This is a genomic window from Lysinibacillus alkalisoli (assembly GCF_014643595.1).
In the GTDB taxonomy this organism is placed as follows: Bacteria; Bacillota; Bacilli; order Bacillales_A; family Planococcaceae; genus Metalysinibacillus; species Metalysinibacillus alkalisoli.
Genome location: NZ_BMJT01000012.1, coordinates 1 through 17,006, shown reverse-complemented (window position 1 = coordinate 17,006; position 17,006 = coordinate 1). Strand labels below are relative to the sequence as shown.

Sequence of the window (17,006 nt, the reverse complement as noted above, 5' to 3'; positions counted from 1 at the left end):
TTTACTCCTTCATATACTGAGAGATTTTGATTCGACCTGCATAAGATGCCCCTATAATTGTAGCTACTAGCACTGCACAAATGAGCATAAGAGGGCTTAACACATAGGCTGACAATGGCTGGATTGTAAAAGTAAAGGCAGTTGCGCCAAATGTACCAATGACTGCGCCTACTATACTTTCGCCTAATGTATTTGCAGCGATTGTACCTATGATGACACTGATTATTGCTACAAATAGTGCGCGTGACATGTATTGTTTTGTAATATCTGCGTTCGTAAATCCAAATGACTTCATTACTGCAATCGTATAACGATCTTTAGCTGTTAACATTTTAATAAACAAAAATACAATTAACATAGCAATCAACAAAGCTACCACAATAGCTATAAACGCTGCCTTTTCAATTGACGCAATTGTTGGGCCATACGATTGTTGAATATACTCATCAATATGAGAAACTTTAGCATAGCTGAATTGGTCAGCATATTCTTTAACTTTGGCGTTTAATGCCGGATTTGCCTTAAATGTTACATTAATGACGTACCACATCATATCTTCTGACGAAGTAGTAAATGTCGCCTTAGCTGTCTTACCTCCATTTGTAATATCTGAATAAATGCCGCTCACCACAAACGGCTTGGCCTCATCATCAACGATAAGCGTTATCTTATCGCCCACTTTTTTGTTTAATTCGTCTGCATTCATTACAGAGAGCGCAATCTCATTTGTCTCCTTAGGTGCATTACCCTGTGCATAGGTTACAGGGAATAACGTGTGGTCACCTAATTCTACCTTGATTCGTTTTTTCTGTTGATCTTGTTGTACATAATATGTTTTTGTAGCCAATACATTATAGGCTTGAACATCATCATCATTTGCTAGCGCTTTGACCATTTGATTTGCTTTAGTTTTAATCTCTGCTGTTTGTTGAATATCAATACGCATATCACTATTGCCTATTCCCATATATGTGGTAAAATCTTTTGACGAAATCGTATGATACAAATTTTGAGGCACAATCATAATAAATGTCGTAATTACTAAAACAATAAGCATTGTGAAGTAGAGTCGCTTACGTGTCATCACATCTTTAAGCCCTAAAAACACATTAGTAGGCAACCATTTATTCGCCGCTAAAGTAAAATGCTTTGTGCTGATAGACTTCTCTTGAGCTGTACCAAATTGAATGGCTTCTGTTACCGCTATTTTTTTAAAGCGCCCCAATACCAAGTAAATATACCCCATAATGATGATACATAAGACGCCAACGCCTACCATACCTAATCCTATAGCTAGTGCTGTATTTTCACTTTCTCCCATGTATAATTTAATATTTTCAAGCAACAAGTCTTTGCACATATAGGCTAATACAACACCTATACTAGCTCCTACTAATGTAATCACACTGTACTTTGCTATATAGATTTTCTTAATATCGGCCACACGTAGTCCTATCGCTTTTAAAACACCTATTTCACGATAATCTTCTTCCATTTTGGCCAACAATGTAAAGCGAATACATAATAAGGAAATCACTACTATGAGTACACTGACAAGTAAGATAAGAGCAATCATTAAGCCATCTGAAATAGCATTTAATGTTTTAAAAAGAGGATATGTAATGGTTGGACCATTTGCCTCAAGCCCTGCAGTAATATAATCATTCTCAAGTGTGCTCAGTTGTTCAAGTTGTTGTAATCTAAATTCAATCAAATACTCTACATTACCTACCGACTGCAAGGCATTGTAATCCTGATCACTTACTAAAAATCGTTTAGAAGATGCCAAAAGTGAATTCATTTGAGAGTCTCTTAAGAAGCCTTGAACTGTAAATGCTTTATTCTGAATAATAACTTGGTCGCCAATCGCTACTTCTTCTTTCATATAACTCACTGGCAAATAAATTTCACCATCATGAACATCAATTCGCTTACCATTAATATCTAATAAATAGTCAAAGGTTTGACCTTGTTTACTCACGCCATTGTCTTGTACACTATGTGCTAATGATGTACCATTTATCGTAATTTTAGCACCTTCAATATTTAAAAATTCATTAATTTGGAAATCTTCCACATAATCATGACTTGACGCAAATGCTTCAAGCCGTGTCTGGTCAATCTCACCTGCATGCATCTGCATAAAATGTGGCGTTTTCGCTTCTCGCATTAATGTGTCAATTGCGCCTGAAAGATTGACCATCAAAATCGCTGACAATGCCACAAGCATCGCTGCAATCGCTATAAATATCGTTGTTATCAATGTAGTTAGTTTGCTTTTCAACATATCATTTAAAATAATCCTGCTAAACATACGTCACCTCTGTTATTTGTTGTTATGACATTCTCGCCAAACTTTAGTTATCTTTTGATAAAGATATATTAAACATGTTGAATCGCTACGTTATCATTAGTCAGCCTCCACACCAAACATTTGCAAGGTGCCCATTAAACTACCACTTTTAGCGCCTAACATGCGCTCCACATTTTCAATAAAAGCGATCATTCTTGATAAACGTTCTTGCTCATTTAATAACACCATATCGCCATCAAATACCGTTGTTGCGTAAATAACGACCATCTCCATACACTCATAAGGTACTGGCGTATTGAATAATTGTTGTTCGATCCCCTCTTCAATTAGCGTTGTTAAAATAGGGGGCAAATGAGCGATTATTACTTGCTGTATTTTTTGATGCATTAAGGCATTTTGAGGCTGATGGATATGCTCCATTACCTCTTCACTACTCTCGCCCTCCAAATTTAGTGACATTACGACCTGTATAATACGTGCTAAAACAGGCACGCTTTTCTCAGAAGCAATCGCTTGTGCTGTCTCTATAAGACGCATTTGATAACGAGCAATTAAACCATCCATAATATCTTCTTTTGAAGGGAAATGATGATACAATGTGCCTCTTGCAATCCCTACCTTCTCTAAAATGTCATTTGTACTTGTGCCATCAAACCCTTTTTGCCCAAAAAGTTCATCAGCAGCATTTAATATTTCATTTTTACGATCCTCAGCTTTTTTTACTATTCTCATTTCTATCACTCCATTTAGACCGACTGTCTGTCTATAAAAGATTAGCATATTACTTTTGCCTTAGTCAATCTAATTTATGATGTTATTTTTACATACAATAATCTATAAACTTGCAAACGTGTAGTAGGGCAATAAAAAAAGGTTAGACCGCCTATCTCGGTCTAACACTTCAAAAAAGTTAATGCCATCTAACACACTTTTCGTACTAACAAGCACTTATTTTTTCTCCAGATAAATCGGCACACCAAACCCTTCTCTTTTTGTCAGCAACTTACTGATGTTGTCATGATCTTCTTTCGTATGATATCTTACTACTACTAGCCCTTTATTAGATTCTTTTTCACAAATATTTGCTGCTTCCACTACAATATCCGTACCTTGACTCTCAATCTCTTGAATGAACGCTTCGTTATTGTCAAGTGATGTTTTCACCTCATCAAGTGTTGGTAATTGATCACATGGCGGATGCGCATCCTTTGTTGTTGAAAAGAACAAACCATTTACTACGCTAAACACTAAAAAAAGACCTACAAGCGCCACTACACCTACTATTATTTTATTTCTCTTTGACATAAGTAACCTCTTTTCATATACATTATTATTTATAATTTTCGTTCTTTCACTTGATTAAAACACCATTTGATACTAACGAAATGACTGAGTAGCGTAACAACAATGCCATAGAACGCTATTAGCAAAACGACAGGCACACTCCTATTTGGATAAACGGCAAGAGTAATAACTATGATGATAGCACCTACCAAAAATTCTCGCATTAGCTTATCTTTACAAATATAAAGCCAACGCTCACCTGACAATCTTAAAATAAAGTTTTTCTTTGCATGAATCAGCGCTGTAATGAAAGCATTCATTGCTGTAACAATAGTAAATGAAAGTAAGATGGATATGAGTGATAAATTTCGTAACCACGCCATATAAGCGGCATATTGTGCTTGTAACATACCATTTTCCGCAATATAAACGACATTAATTTCGCCTGTAACTCCTGCTTGACGAAGCCCTTTAGCATCAAGATTTTGATTTTGCAATTCTCTTTGTGTAGCGATAGCACCCGTGAAGGTAATATTCTTACCCGAAACCATTGATGTCAAAGAAGATTCACTATATAACGTAGAGATGGACGGCAATATCACCAATAGTACATTATCCGTGAAAACTAATTGCTCACCACCCCCACCTACAGACACAGCTATTGCCTGCTCATTGCTAGGTGTCATAAATGTAATCTCTTGTGACATATTAGCTTGATTGCCTTCTTTAAACCATATTTCCAAATTCTCATCTATACTTTTCACTATAGTATGTGATAAAGCCTCTTTATTTATCTCTGTTAACTGATTTTCCTCGACGCCAAGTGTGTCTAACCAACCTTGATTAACGAACGAAACATACTCATATTCACCAAAGTCTTCTGCAAAACCCATGTCCTTTGATAACGTATAAGAAAGCAGTACATGATAATCTTCTTCCATCTCTCGGATTACATTTTCAATATGAGACTCTACTAAACGCATGCCATCTAAATCCGTGGCAAACTCTAAAGCCACTTGATCGGATAATTGATTCCATTGCTGCATCTCTAACGCAACTTGTTTTGAATTTTGATAGGCATGCCATGCTGCATTCGCTAGTATTACCACTAAAATAAAGGTAAGCAATTGTAAAGCGGTGGTCACTAAACGCAAATTTTTAATTGCAGGTTGTCTCGTAGCTAGCATCCAAGCTTTAGGCCATGTTAATAGTGACATAATGATTGTGAATAAAACCGTGGTCACTAGTACAATCAGTTGTAAGGCTAATGATATTACAAGAAAAATACCTAAATACATCCACTGATGAAAAATACCAATATAGAGAATAGACCCTATTAAAATGATACTTGAAGCTAACAGTAATAGCGCAATGAAGCCTGATAAGTCTTGTATTTGAATACGACTTGTAGGCACGCCATTTAGCACTCTCAATGCCCGTCCCTTTGCCTTTATCGCTAGCCATAACAGTGATAATGTTGTCATTAAAATAATAGAAGCTATAATTGCTATTGTGAATCCACTTTCAAACAGTACAAATAATAATGTGTAAAATATTGATGGCTCTCTTAAAACAACTTCTACCCCGTTTTTATGTAACGTTTCTTTAAACTGCTCATTTTTATTAGCATGTCTAATGTAATACTCTCCGTCTGGATAAGAATGTGCTAGCCGTTCTTTTCCTACGATTACGCCACGTTCATGATTAAACCAGGTAAACTCTTGTTCTTTAATGTCCTCTGATAAATCCACAAACAACTTACCTTGGGTTTTATCTTCTAAGTTTGGTACAATTTTTAGTAAACCTAGTGCCAACCTTTTATTTTCTTTTTCTAACAGCTCAAACGACTCATCTATTGTGAGTGGTGAATTAGTAAAGTCTAAGGTAACTTTACTTTCAACATCGAGGTCTTGAGGGAAGTCACGATCATGTAAGTCCATAATGATAATGGCTAACAATGTTAATAAAGAAAATAAAACACTAGCTGTTATAACTATAACTTTTTTATACATCGTGATATGCTCCTTACTTCAGAATCAAAGCCTTATTTGCGTGCGATACGATTACTTTGCACTTCATAACAAACATCACATGCCTCAATCAACGCTGCATCATGCGTAGAAATAATTACCGTATAGCCCTTATTCGCAAAATCACGAAATAATGCAATAATTTTTTCTCTATTTTTAGCATCTAAAGATGCCGTTGGCTCATCTGCATAAAGCACTTTTGCATTTTTGTAGATTGCCCTTGCCAGCGCTAACCGCTGTTTTTCCCCTCCACTTAAATAACTTGCCAACTCTTGCTCCCTATTACTCAATCCTGTTTGTTCAAGAACATCTCGTAAACGTGCCAGATCTCCCTTTACCTTTTTCCCAAACAAATCTTTTTGCATCGTAACATTAAATCCCACCGATTCTTCATCCATTATTCCATAATCTTGAAGAATAAAAGCAACTTCTTGTTGCCAAAAACGTTTAATCTGAGAGGTACTTGCCTTCGTATAATTATGCTCTTTATAAAAAATAGCTCCTTTATTCACAGGTAATAATAGCCCTAAAGCATGTAATAATGTTGTCTTGCCACAACCGCTAGGCCCTATTAAAGCTGTCATCTCACCTGCTTTGCAAGTTAGCGTAACATCACTCACCACTTCTTTTTTACCAATAAAAACTGATACACCTTCTGCTCGAATCATCTTTACCATCCCCTTTTTACACTTGCTATTCGTAAATTACTTTCACACACGTAATACAATAAACTATAATTATGTATTTATGGTTTTTTAAATATAAAAATACAGTAATAGGATATTTACAGTATAACCTATTCAAGTATACGGTACACTGTTAAGAACTTTTTTTGCATAGAATTATCAGATTCATTTATCACCGATTGTAAATTCTGAAATTTTCAATTACAATGACTTTGACTTAAGAAAAGGTGGTTTTCTTATGATGAAGTTATGAAAAAATTGCTATAAATAACATTCAAGGAGGACAAATATGGATTTTATAATAAAAGAGGATAAAAATATTTCGACTAGCCAATTACAGGCATTATATGAAGATGTAGAATGGTTCGCTTATACAAAAGATTTAGACTTATTACAACAGGCCTGTCTGCAGTCATTAGATGTGTTTTCAGTTTGGCAAAATGAAACACTACTTGGATTAGTTCGCATTGTTGGTGATGGATTAACGATCATTTATATTCAAGATATATTAGTTTTGTCTACACATCAAAATAAAGGGATTGCTACATTACTTATGCAACAGGTTCTTAATAAGTACAAAAAAGTACGACAGAAAGTTTTGTTAACAGAAGAAGCTCCAGACGTTCGTCATTTTTACGAAAAAAATGGATTTATTTCATGTGACAAGGGTTCCTTAGTATCTTTTGCTAAGTTAGATTAATAAGATATACAAGAAACATAAAATAACATTCTAATTCTAAAATTAAAATTAATTTTAGAATTAGAAATAAATAAGTTTATAGGTTATACTATTGGTATCCATCAAAAGGAGATGTTATTTATGGCTGCCACAATTTCAGTATCTCAATCAGAGGCAAATACTTTTTTCTTACATACATTAGTTGTGGGTGAAGAATTATTATATAAAGACTTAAAAGGTTTGTTAGAAAATAATTTTCCTGGTATCAATGCAAATCAATGTAGTGGTTTAATTCATAGAGCCCATGAGAATGATAATGCCGTTTTAGAAAAAGTAAATAAAACGTATCGCTTACTTCCTACTCTACACAGTTCGAATAGCCAACTAGATAATTCAACTGTAACAGTTCAAGGCATTAATAAAGTAAAAGCTCGTATTAAAGGCTTATTAAATGAGATTGAAAAGATACCTGTGAACGAATTTGAAACCGCAGAAGATTTTATCCTATTTAAAGAAATTCAATCAAAACTTCAAGAACTAAGTAATTAACTAAAACTATTTTGAAAACATGAAAAAAGAGAAGTGGAGCGCACTCCATTTCTCTTTTATTCGGCTGAAAACTATTTATGTCCCAGCCTCAACTTTACGCTCTATTTTCTACGTGAGTTGAGTGAATAGAATTACTGTTTTGCGACCTTTTCAACAATTGTTATGTTGCCCCTTATGGAGTATAACTCCAATATTTTTACCATTACTAACCATTTTTATAAATTTCTATTTATTACCCAAATCATTCCTAATACTATCAATTAAGTTGTTACGAGCTATGTCGATGTTATTTTCTAAAGGATCATTTCCTTCTCTAGCAGGATAGCCTGAGATGAATACATTATGTATAATCACTTCGAAGCTAACAAGAGCATTTCTAACATCTTGTCCCGCATAAAGAGTAAAAATAGATTTACCAGATTCAGAAAAGGACTTGTAATTATCCCGTGCCTTGAAATATTCATCTTGAATTTCAATTATCCTCTTTTTGGCATATTCTCGATTTGATATTTTCAATTCAATATCATTTTTTTGTTCATAGCTATTTTTGAGATTATTTAACTGACTTCTATAATCTTCAATTTGAAAATCTAACGATTTTAATGTAGTTTCAAACCTTTCAAATGAATAACCAGGACCATGTTTAATATTGCCTAGAACATCAGCTGGTGATTCATTAGGATAAGAATTGATTGCGGAAATTAAAGCTTGATACACTTCGCTTAGGTTATCCCGCTTTGATTGAAATTCTTTTTGTTTAAACTTTAAATTTTCTTTAAAGTTAGAAATGTATACCGTAGATATTTGACCTATTAAAGTAATTATAGCACCCAAAAATGCCGCTATCAAAGTATCAGACATAATATCCCTCCATGCTTTAGCATCTATATTCCTAAAAATGTTTTTGTTTTTCTAAAATCATTATCTTTCTACACTAAATTTTCTTCGATTTTTACTTACTCGTTTTTCATGCTATTTACCACTAAGTATTTCTTCAAACTAGACTGCTTAAATTTTGCATTTAGAGTGATATAATACACTCTGATATATATAATCAACCTGGGCGTAATTATCGATGTTGATTAGTTTAAATATAACTTAAATTAAGCTATCTTACTAACATTCCTGATGAAAGTAACTCTCCGAATCCAACCCAAAGATAGTAGTAAGTTAATAATATATAGGAGCATAATAGTGTTTCGTAAAAAAACAATGAATCATTATTATATAAATCCTTTAATTATCCCTACTTACCTTCACAACCACGATACATACTCCACATGCATGAGATTAATTGTACAAAATCGAATAGTTATTTTATGTAATTCATAAACTTCTCTCCATCTTTTATTCTTTATTTGTCAATATCACCATGGCAGATTAGCATAAATAATGTTATAATTTTCTACCATTCCTACGCTTAGTCACAGCTAAAAAAAGTATCCATTTGGTAAAATAACTCATAAACAGTGACTACAAAAAATAATGAATAAAAAAGAGATACTGTTTTTACACAGTATCCCTCATTTTTCTCCATTTCCTCTGGTGGAATCTTGACGGAGAACCTATTCATTTTTAATTATTTTATCCATTTTACGTACCATTGAAATACAGTCAAATTAACGTTTTCACTTCAAATACTTCTAGTGATTTATTCCCACTCAATAAAGGATCTTCAACAACTTTTATCATAAACAATCAGGTTTATTGCTAATAAAAGAATTTTCATGTTATCAACTTGTTTAATAATAGCTAATCATATGTTTCTAGATTTTGAATAAAACTCCCTAAATTAACAAAAAATTGTTAAATAACCCCTCAATTGTTCTTCATTTTCCTCCAAAGAAATCACACTCTCCCTTGTTTTAGACAAAAGAATATGACAGATAAAATTTGTCACACGTTCATTCGCTTACTTATAAAACTTCTGCAATACCAGCCATAATATATTCCGCGCATGGTACCGCAATCGTATTTCCAATTGCTTTATATCTAGTATGATCACTTATCGATTCATTTTCATTTCCAAGAGCTGTCCATCCCTCTAGTAATCCCATCAAGCGTTCACATTCTAATGGTGTAAGTTGATGAATAAATCCCTTTCCTTCTTCTCCTTCGTACCAAAATGTAAAATAATTTACGGATCCTGCGAGTAAAGTGGGGAAAGGATCTCCTGTTCTTCCGAAACTTCCATGAAACCCTTTTTCATTTTTTTCTTTGGCTGTACTTCGCATACGTCTTTCTTGAAAGGGACGGACGACGGGTATTTTCCTCCTTGCTTTTTCAAAAGATCTTCGACTGGCTGCGGTGGAGGATGTCCTGCCTTCCCCGCAAGACGTAAAAACCGACTGCAAATCGCGGGCTTTAAATAATATTTCTGTGGCACGTGATTCTCCAAAATCTGCCACGAGAAAGATACGTCTTCTTCTTTGAGCGAGTGTGGGCTCTCCCCAATATCGGGCATCCAACAATCGCCAGACGATATCAACATCATTCCCTCGGACCATTCCAGCGTTTGCCCAGACCTTAGAATTAGGCATTGGAATTTTGGTATTTGTGAACGATTCAAGCACGGTCTGAAAATCCATCCTGTTATTTGATGAAAAAGCTCCCATGACGTTTTCCCAAACAGCGATAACTGGATATGTTCCATTCGTTGCACACCTCATTTCTTCTATAATTCGTATTGCATGATAAAATAAACTGGATTGACTTCCAGTAAGACCTTCTCGTTTTCCGATATTAGATAAGTTCTGACAAGGTGAACCGAATGTAATGATATGAACAGGTGGAATTTTTCCACCATTTACTTTAGTAATATCTCCAAAATGAATCATGTTAGGAAAATGTCGTTTCGTAATAGATATGGGGGCTTTTTCAATTTCACTTGCCCATATTGGTTGAATTCCATAACGAGAAGCAGTTAATGGAAATACACCAATACCATCAAATAAACTTCCTAGAGTTAAATTATTCTTGAAACCTATATTCTGCATAAGTACCACCTCTAAATGATTCCATAAAAAAAACGCCATTCATGCAATTCATGAAATGACGCCTTACTATTTTTAAATATATTATAAATAAACTTGATTAACCACAATTGTACACAATATTGGAGTGATGCAATGGAAACCAATAACATAAGTAAATAAGAATACAAAATTGTATTACTTCAATGACAATCCCCTAAAGATTTCTACCTGATTGACAATTTAAATAATAAAGATTAATAGATGATTTATGGGAATTAACCTTTGAATTAAATTATAACGTTGAATTATACATTATCAACTAAGCTAAATAGTTTCTTGTAATTCTCTTTTTTTAGGATTGGTTTAGTTAACTTTATGACATGGTAATTTTCCAAGTCAGTTAGATACTCCAGATTTTCAGATATAGTAACAAAAAATGTTTGAGTAGGAATCGAAAGGAAATATCTTTCTACTTCTTTAAAGGTAATTCTTACAGTTTCTTTGTCAATTTCATTTTTAACAAATGAATCAATACCAAAAGGAATAGTATATACTCCATATTCGGAAACTAACTTCATATAGGTTAAGTATAAAGCTAATAAAGTTTTATTATTATCCATTCCACTACCTTTGACTTCTCTGAAATCGAAGAATTCTATTTCATTTAGTTTTGCACTTCCAAACCGAAGATTAATATCACTTAGAATTTCAAAGTATCTTTTTCTAATATCGGATTTTCTCTCTTGTTGTTTTTTCTTTAATAATCTAATTTCTTTATTTATTTCTTTCACTATACTTTCCAATTCATTTTTATATATATTTAGCTCGTATATTGTTTTTAAAAACTCCTCATTTGCCAATCTCTTTGATTCTAAATCAATATATTTTTGAAGACTTATAACTTTTTGTATTTCCTTTTTTTGTCTAATAGCAATATTATAACTATGATTTAATTCGACAATTTCGTCTTGTAGATTTTCTATATCCATTTGTAACTTTTCAATTTCTTTCTCATTTTGATCATATAAATGTTGTATTTCAAATAAATTATTATTTAATTTAAGTCTAGTTAAAGATTGCTCTAATGTTAACTTTGAGTGGCAATGAACACATTCTAACGCAACTTCTTTATAGGCTTTTTTATTAATAGCCATTACCTTCTTCAGCTCAATATTGTCTTGATATATTAAATCCTTTTCTGACTTATTAGTAAATAGTTTCCTCTTCCTTGTAGAGATTTCATTAGTAATATTACTTAATCTATTAAGATTACTTCTAAATGCTACTTCTAATTCTTCTATATCAAATGGTGAAGAATCTAACATTTCCGTTTTATCGGCATACTCTTCTTGCAATGTATTTAGTACCTCAATTTTCGACTCATTATCTTTAATTAGTTTTCGCTTTATACTTTTTTCATTCTCTTTTTCTAATATTTTTTCATTAGATATTCCTAATACATACTCCAATAAATCACTTGGAATGTTCGAATATCTACCTAATGAATCAGAGGAGTTTTTAAATATATATCCATTCCAGGATTTATCCTGATCTAGATAAAATGGAGCTAAAATTTCTGTAGAATAAACACTTGATAATTCTTTAGTACTTGCTCCTCGTAACTTCAATTTCATATTTAAGGATAATTTTTCTTGAAGCCATTCTGAAAATTCCTTAAGATTTAAAACTCCCTCATTGTCTGAAACGTAAAATAAGGAATTATTTCTAATAATAGAATAGGATAGTCCATTAATTAATATATCTATCCGAAATCTCATTGTCTTAACATCCCAACCATGCGGGAACTGTTTAATTTCAAACCCTAATGCATAGTAAAGTGATTTCGTTAAACTTGATTTCCCTACAGTAGTTCCATCACTTGTAATAATATTAGGCCCTTTTGAAAATTCAAATTCATTTGCTACTTTATTTTCATAATCTAATATAATTATTCTTTCTATAATCATACTTTCTCACTCATTTCTGCTAATACTTCAATGATAATCGCTTTTTTAGTAAATTCACCTAATGTATTAAATGTTACATCACAATTACATTTTTCCATTGCTATATTAATTAATTCTTCTTCTGCCGTACTGAGAACATCAATGTTGCTTAATTCTCGTTTTGCAATTTCTTTCTCGGTGATATATGCATGGATTATTTTCAATTGCTCTTGTTTAATCTTCTTTTTCCAAAAAACAGAATAAGAGGTTGATGAAAGTATAGAATCAAAAAAGTCTAGAGTTGAAGTTAATTTAAAAATTTCTTGTAAATCTTCTTTTAAGATTTTCTTTTTGATGTAATCTTCATCACTCTGAACGACATATTCACTCTTTTGATCAATAAGGGTAAAAAGTTCATTAATCGCAATTTGCCCTCTCTTCTGACTAACATCTATTTCTTTTAACGCCATTTGACCTAGCAATACGGGTATCGCATCTATTAATCTATCCTCAAAAGGAAGCATATAAATATAGCTTGACAATAATTTCTTCTCAAAACTTTCAATATCACTACTTCCTTTTAACTTATTTAATATAGTTTGTTTTTGTTCATCGCTGTATGAGTAAAGTGGATCACAAATATTACCTTCAGAGTTTAAAAGCATTTTTTTCACATCAGTCTCCGCAAATGATTTAACAAAAATTTTATAATGGGAATTTTCGTTTCCATTACTTAAATTTTTCTCTAGTATTGATTTTCCATCTTTACTATTTAATAGTTTATTTAAACTTAATTTTTGACTCTTTACCTGAATGTATGCATCATAACCATTAAATTTAACCTCAAAATCATCTCTTGCTTCAACTAAAATATGAAAATCTGGTTTATTGAAATTTTTAATTGCTATAAAAGTAATGGCAGCTTTTTGAAAGTTGAATCCTTTTATAGCAAATGCACCACCATTTTCAAAATCGGACATATGAACTCCACCTCAGATAGTTATTATATAGCTATCGTAATCTATTGGAATTTTTATATCAATAAAAGTTATACCAATTATCCCCTTTCAATCACTTAACATATCCTTTTTCAAACTTTAATACCTACAAAAATACCAATATAATTTTATAGTTCAAAGTAAAAAAGGTAACCATGATTTAATTACTCATAGTTACCGAATTTAATACTTTACAAATTACTTTATTAATATTCCCTTGTGTTCCCACATACCAGATCAATTACCACTGAAACGGTAATGTGGTTTTTCAGTACTTTATTTCTCGTTTTTTCACCTTCATCGACAAACACGAAATGCTTGTGAAAGTGTTTAAAACTAAGGATTTCTATATAGTTTCTCTTTGTAGCAACGATACGCACTCAACGTGGGTTGAGTGTTTTCGCAACATACTTTTTTCTTGGCGACTTGAGGACTTTTCTTGCTGGTACTAGGTTACTTAGTACCAGCTTTTTATATTTTAAGTTAGTAGATGTACAAAAATTAAAGTATCGATATTAAGGTAAAGGTGTAGCATACGACAATTTTATCATCATTAATATTTATAAAAAATAATGTGAGCTCTACACAAGACTATAATTTGTACTAAGTAAATAAATTAGTTCACTATAACTAGGATAAGAGTGAATAGTATTTTTTATATTTTGAATAGGAATACCCTCCATTCGCGCTAACTGCAATTCGCTTAATAACTCGCTAGCTCTTTCTCCAACAATAGTCGCTCCCACTATATAACCTTTTGAGTCACAAATCACTTTTGCAAATCCAGTAGTTTTGTCATCTACAATCGCGCGATCTAGTTCTTTGTAAGACAAGTATAACACTTGTATGTTTGAATATATTTCACTTGCTTTGACCTCTGTCAAACCCAATCTAGCAACTTCTGGTTCTGTAAATGTTGACCATGTTATATTTGTATGATCCAAATGCTTAATTTTATGATTACCAGCACTACAAATATATTTTATTAATTCTCTAGCTTGATAACCTGCAGCATGTGAAAATAAATAGGTTCCTATCACATCACCTACTGCGTAAATGTTTGGAATAGATGTTTGAAAACATTCATCAACTTTTATATATTCATCAACTTTTTCTATTCCTACATTCTTTAAGCCAATATTAAAGCTGTTCGGCTCCCTACCTGTTGCCAGCAATACTTTATGCACTTGTCGTATTATTTTATCACCAGAAGAATTTATAATTGTACATACGATACCTGATGATTGTGTTTCTATTGTTTCTACTCTTGCACTTGTATGTACTTCCACCCCTTCATATTCTACTGTGTGCTGTATTAATTCCGATGTAACTTCTTCCTCTTGCATGAGAATTCTAGGATTACGTTCGACAACAATAACCTCTACACCTAAACGGCTACTTGCTTGAGCCAATTCAATACCTATAGGCCCGCCACCAATAACTAATAATGAGGTTGGTAACTCCTTTTGTTGAAAGAAATTTTCATTAGTTAAATACTCTATGTCTTGTAAACCCGAAATCGTAGGTATGCGAGCGTGTGAACCAGTAGCAATAATAATAGAGTCGCCATATACTATTTCATCATTAACTTTTACGCTGTTGTTTGTTTGAATTTCTGCATGACCACAAATATAATATATGCCATTTTCTTGTATCTTTTCTACAGATTCATTAACATGTGCTACTTGAACACGTTCTCTTACAGTATCCATAATAAGAGCTGTATTAATTTCTACAGCTGGCGTATGCTTCTTCACTTGTTGGTATTCTTTTGCAATTTGAAGAAATGCCTTACTAGGAATACAGCCTGACCACGTACACTCTCCTCCAGGTCTATACTTATCAATTAAAACTGTCTTCTTTCCATTTTCTACAGCAGAAAAAGCCGCATTCAATCCTGCAGCACCTGCTCCTATAATAATAATATCAAATGACTCCATATTTTAATTCTCCTTCCTTACTCTAAAAATCATAGTAAAGTATGGAGTTACTCAAGAGTCAAGCTCACAATTGAAATAAATATCTTGATAAGTGGTTGGCTTATCTTCTTTTGTTAATATATTAAAAATTTTTACACATTGTGTATCTATAACTAATCCTTTTTTCTCTGCAAACTCTTGAGCCTCTTTCCAAATATTTTTTATACTCATACCTATATCAAAAGTACGATAACGTATCGCATTTTTAAAATTATAAGATTGAATCATTTTATTATCACTACCTATATAATTAAAACAAATGGGACACTCGACTATACTCCCTAACTCCTCTTGCTTCTTATACACTGTTCCTAAAATCGATGTTCTCGTCCAGAATTCATCATCTAAACAAGCTTCTTTCATGTTTGGTAATGATCCATATTCTTCTTTTACTTTCATTTCATACATATAAAAAGAAAAATTTGTAAAGTGAATTATTTTTTCATCTGATTTTTGATTACTTAGTGTATCTTTAATAATAGAAAGATATGTTAACTTTCTTTGAATTTCTTGTTGTTGTATTTTTAAGTATTCCTCTTGAGTATCCATAGTTTGAATTAAATTTTCTATTGTTAATGCATTTAAAAACTGTTGAATATTTTCAACACTTATATTTGTTTCTCTTAATGCTGTCACAAGATTAAACTTTAATGCTTCATATAACGTATAATAACGATAACCATTGGTGTCCGAAAAAGAAGGTCTTACTAGATTATGCTTATCATAATAACGAACAGTATCTGAGCTCACATTGTTAAACTTAGCTATATCACCAGTTTTATAAAACATTGGTTCTTTCATCACTAATTCCCTCCTTCAAGTAAATTAGTCATCTAACAATTCTAAATAACGATAAAGCGTGGACTTACTAATCCCTGTTTCATTCTTAATATCAAACAACGTATGTTGGCCCGTTTGATACATCGCAATCGCTCGTTTCACATTTTCATCTGCTTTTCTTGGTCTCCCTAGTACTTTACCTTTCTCTTTTGCTTGCATCATACCTAACATGGTGGATTGTTTGATAATATCACTTTGAAATTCTAAAAAGCGATTTAGCACATCTAACAAAGGCTTTTCTAGTAACTCTACTGATGTCATATCGTCTTCTATAAAATGAATTGTGACACCATCATAAGCGCAGATTTTCAGTAATTCTTCAAGGTGTCTCGTTGTATCAGCTAATGCAAAAAAGCGAGACACTTGAAGAATATCGCCTGCTTTCATTTCCAACAATAACTCTTCTAACGCATGACGCTTTTTTGCTTGACCATGCATCTCTTTAAAAATCCTATCACTCTTTTGTAATACATCTGATTGTACTAACATATCTGGGTCATCATATAAAGGCCTTTGATAGCCGTATAACATTTTTATTCACTCCTATTATTCCTATAATGGTTCCTTTTTGGGAAAGTTATGTTATGATGAACGAGAAATTTTATTTAAGATAAGGAGATTAGTATGCAAACTTTACAACAACAATGGTTTGGGAATGTACGTGGTGATGTGCTATCAGGTATTGTAGTTGCCTTAGCCCTTATACCAGAAGCAATAGCGTTCTCC

General features: G+C 32.6%; 14 protein-coding genes and 1 pseudogene. 3 read left to right on the top strand and 12 right to left on the bottom strand.

The features are described 5' to 3' along the window. Window position 1: 1 nt before the first annotated feature. From IEW44_RS14150 to IEW44_RS14130, 5 genes are all read right to left on the bottom strand, one after another. Window positions 2-2,314 (bottom strand): ABC transporter permease, encoded by a 2,313-nt coding sequence (locus IEW44_RS14150; RefSeq protein WP_188615715.1) that lies wholly within the window; start codon window positions 2,312-2,314, stop codon window positions 2-4. A gap of 96 nt (window positions 2,315-2,410) precedes the next feature. Next, window positions 2,411-3,046, bottom strand: a complete 636-nt coding sequence (locus IEW44_RS14145; RefSeq protein WP_188615714.1) for a TetR/AcrR family transcriptional regulator — start codon at window positions 3,044-3,046, stop codon at window positions 2,411-2,413. 216 nt (window positions 3,047-3,262) lie between these two features. Then, a complete protein-coding gene (locus tag IEW44_RS14140; protein WP_188615713.1) occupies window positions 3,263-3,619 on the bottom strand; it encodes a hypothetical protein in 357 nt (118 codons plus the stop codon). 29 nt (window positions 3,620-3,648) lie between these two features. Beyond that, window positions 3,649-5,610 (bottom strand): bacteriocin-associated integral membrane family protein, encoded by a 1,962-nt coding sequence (locus IEW44_RS14135; RefSeq protein ID WP_188615712.1) that lies wholly within the window; start codon window positions 5,608-5,610, stop codon window positions 3,649-3,651. Between the two features lie 32 nt (window positions 5,611-5,642). Beyond that, window positions 5,643-6,296: an ABC transporter ATP-binding protein gene (locus tag IEW44_RS14130; protein ID WP_188615711.1), complete on the bottom strand. Its 654-nt coding sequence runs from the start codon at window positions 6,294-6,296 to the stop codon at window positions 5,643-5,645. 307 nt (window positions 6,297-6,603) lie between these two features. On the opposite strand from IEW44_RS14130, the gene IEW44_RS14125 reads away from it, so the two are divergent. After that, entirely contained in the window at window positions 6,604-7,014 is a 411-nt protein-coding gene (locus IEW44_RS14125) for a GNAT family N-acetyltransferase (protein ID WP_188615710.1), read from the top strand. A 120-nt stretch (window positions 7,015-7,134) separates the two neighbouring features. Then, the gene (locus IEW44_RS14120) at window positions 7,135-7,542 is read left to right on the top strand and encodes a hypothetical protein (protein WP_188615709.1); all 408 of its coding nucleotides are present in this window, start codon (window positions 7,135-7,137) and stop codon (window positions 7,540-7,542) included. Between the two features lie 225 nt (window positions 7,543-7,767). Here the strand turns inward: IEW44_RS14120 and IEW44_RS14115 are convergent, their stop codons facing one another. The 7 genes from IEW44_RS14115 to IEW44_RS14085 all read right to left on the bottom strand — a co-directional run bounded on the left by IEW44_RS14115 (window position 7,768) and on the right by IEW44_RS14085 (window position 16,811). After that, window positions 7,768-8,403 (bottom strand): hypothetical protein, encoded by a 636-nt coding sequence (locus tag IEW44_RS14115; RefSeq protein ID WP_188615708.1) that lies wholly within the window; start codon window positions 8,401-8,403, stop codon window positions 7,768-7,770. A gap of 1,055 nt (window positions 8,404-9,458) precedes the next feature. After that, on the bottom strand, window positions 9,459-10,538 hold the full coding sequence (locus tag IEW44_RS14110) for a DNA cytosine methyltransferase (protein ID WP_188615707.1): 1,080 nt from the start codon (window positions 10,536-10,538) through the stop codon (window positions 9,459-9,461). Between the two features lie 284 nt (window positions 10,539-10,822). After that, window positions 10,823-12,484: a hypothetical protein gene (locus IEW44_RS14105; RefSeq protein WP_188615706.1), complete on the bottom strand. Its 1,662-nt coding sequence runs from the start codon at window positions 12,482-12,484 to the stop codon at window positions 10,823-10,825. Continuing rightward, window positions 12,481-13,443, bottom strand: a complete 963-nt coding sequence (locus tag IEW44_RS14100) for a hypothetical protein (protein ID WP_188615705.1) — start codon at window positions 13,441-13,443, stop codon at window positions 12,481-12,483. Before IEW44_RS14100 ends, IEW44_RS14105 begins: the two co-directional genes overlap by 4 nt. Window positions 13,444-14,042: 599 nt before the next feature. Further along, complete coding sequence (locus IEW44_RS14095; protein ID WP_188615704.1) at window positions 14,043-15,401, bottom strand: dihydrolipoyl dehydrogenase family protein; 1,359 nt, start codon at window positions 15,399-15,401, stop codon at window positions 14,043-14,045. A 51-nt stretch (window positions 15,402-15,452) separates the two neighbouring features. Then, window positions 15,453-16,241: a MerR family transcriptional regulator gene (locus IEW44_RS14090; RefSeq protein ID WP_188615703.1), complete on the bottom strand. Its 789-nt coding sequence runs from the start codon at window positions 16,239-16,241 to the stop codon at window positions 15,453-15,455. Window positions 16,242-16,265: 24 nt separating this feature from the next. Next, window positions 16,266-16,811: a recombinase family protein gene (locus IEW44_RS14085; protein WP_188615702.1), complete on the bottom strand. Its 546-nt coding sequence runs from the start codon at window positions 16,809-16,811 to the stop codon at window positions 16,266-16,268. Window positions 16,812-16,904: 93 nt separating this feature from the next. On the opposite strand from IEW44_RS14085, the pseudogene IEW44_RS14080 reads away from it, so the two are divergent. Further along, window positions 16,905-17,006, top strand: a pseudogene (locus tag IEW44_RS14080) (SulP family inorganic anion transporter); the annotation flags it as partial.

Bases quoted from the DNA above. Each gene is read 5' to 3' on its own strand.
- IEW44_RS14150 (WP_188615715.1), bottom strand. From the start codon at position 2,314: ATGTTTAGCAGGATTATTTTAAATGATATGTTGAAAAGCAAACTAACT.
- IEW44_RS14145 (WP_188615714.1), bottom strand. From the start codon at position 3,046: ATGAGAATAGTAAAAAAAGCTGAGGATCGTAAAAATGAAATATTAAAT.
- IEW44_RS14140 (WP_188615713.1), bottom strand. From the start codon at position 3,619: ATGTCAAAGAGAAATAAAATAATAGTAGGTGTAGTGGCGCTTGTAGGT.
- IEW44_RS14135 (WP_188615712.1), bottom strand. From the start codon at position 5,610: ATGTATAAAAAAGTTATAGTTATAACAGCTAGTGTTTTATTTTCTTTA.
- IEW44_RS14130 (WP_188615711.1), bottom strand. From the start codon at position 6,296: ATGATTCGAGCAGAAGGTGTATCAGTTTTTATTGGTAAAAAAGAAGTG.
- IEW44_RS14125 (WP_188615710.1), top strand. From the start codon at position 6,604: ATGGATTTTATAATAAAAGAGGATAAAAATATTTCGACTAGCCAATTA.
- IEW44_RS14120 (WP_188615709.1), top strand. From the start codon at position 7,135: ATGGCTGCCACAATTTCAGTATCTCAATCAGAGGCAAATACTTTTTTC.
- IEW44_RS14115 (WP_188615708.1), bottom strand. From the start codon at position 8,403: ATGTCTGATACTTTGATAGCGGCATTTTTGGGTGCTATAATTACTTTA.
- IEW44_RS14110 (WP_188615707.1), bottom strand. From the start codon at position 10,538: ATGCAGAATATAGGTTTCAAGAATAATTTAACTCTAGGAAGTTTATTT.
- IEW44_RS14105 (WP_188615706.1), bottom strand. From the start codon at position 12,484: ATGATTATAGAAAGAATAATTATATTAGATTATGAAAATAAAGTAGCA.
- IEW44_RS14100 (WP_188615705.1), bottom strand. From the start codon at position 13,443: ATGTCCGATTTTGAAAATGGTGGTGCATTTGCTATAAAAGGATTCAAC.
- IEW44_RS14095 (WP_188615704.1), bottom strand. From the start codon at position 15,401: ATGGAGTCATTTGATATTATTATTATAGGAGCAGGTGCTGCAGGATTG.
- IEW44_RS14090 (WP_188615703.1), bottom strand. From the start codon at position 16,241: ATGAAAGAACCAATGTTTTATAAAACTGGTGATATAGCTAAGTTTAAC.
- IEW44_RS14085 (WP_188615702.1), bottom strand. From the start codon at position 16,811: ATGTTATACGGCTATCAAAGGCCTTTATATGATGACCCAGATATGTTA.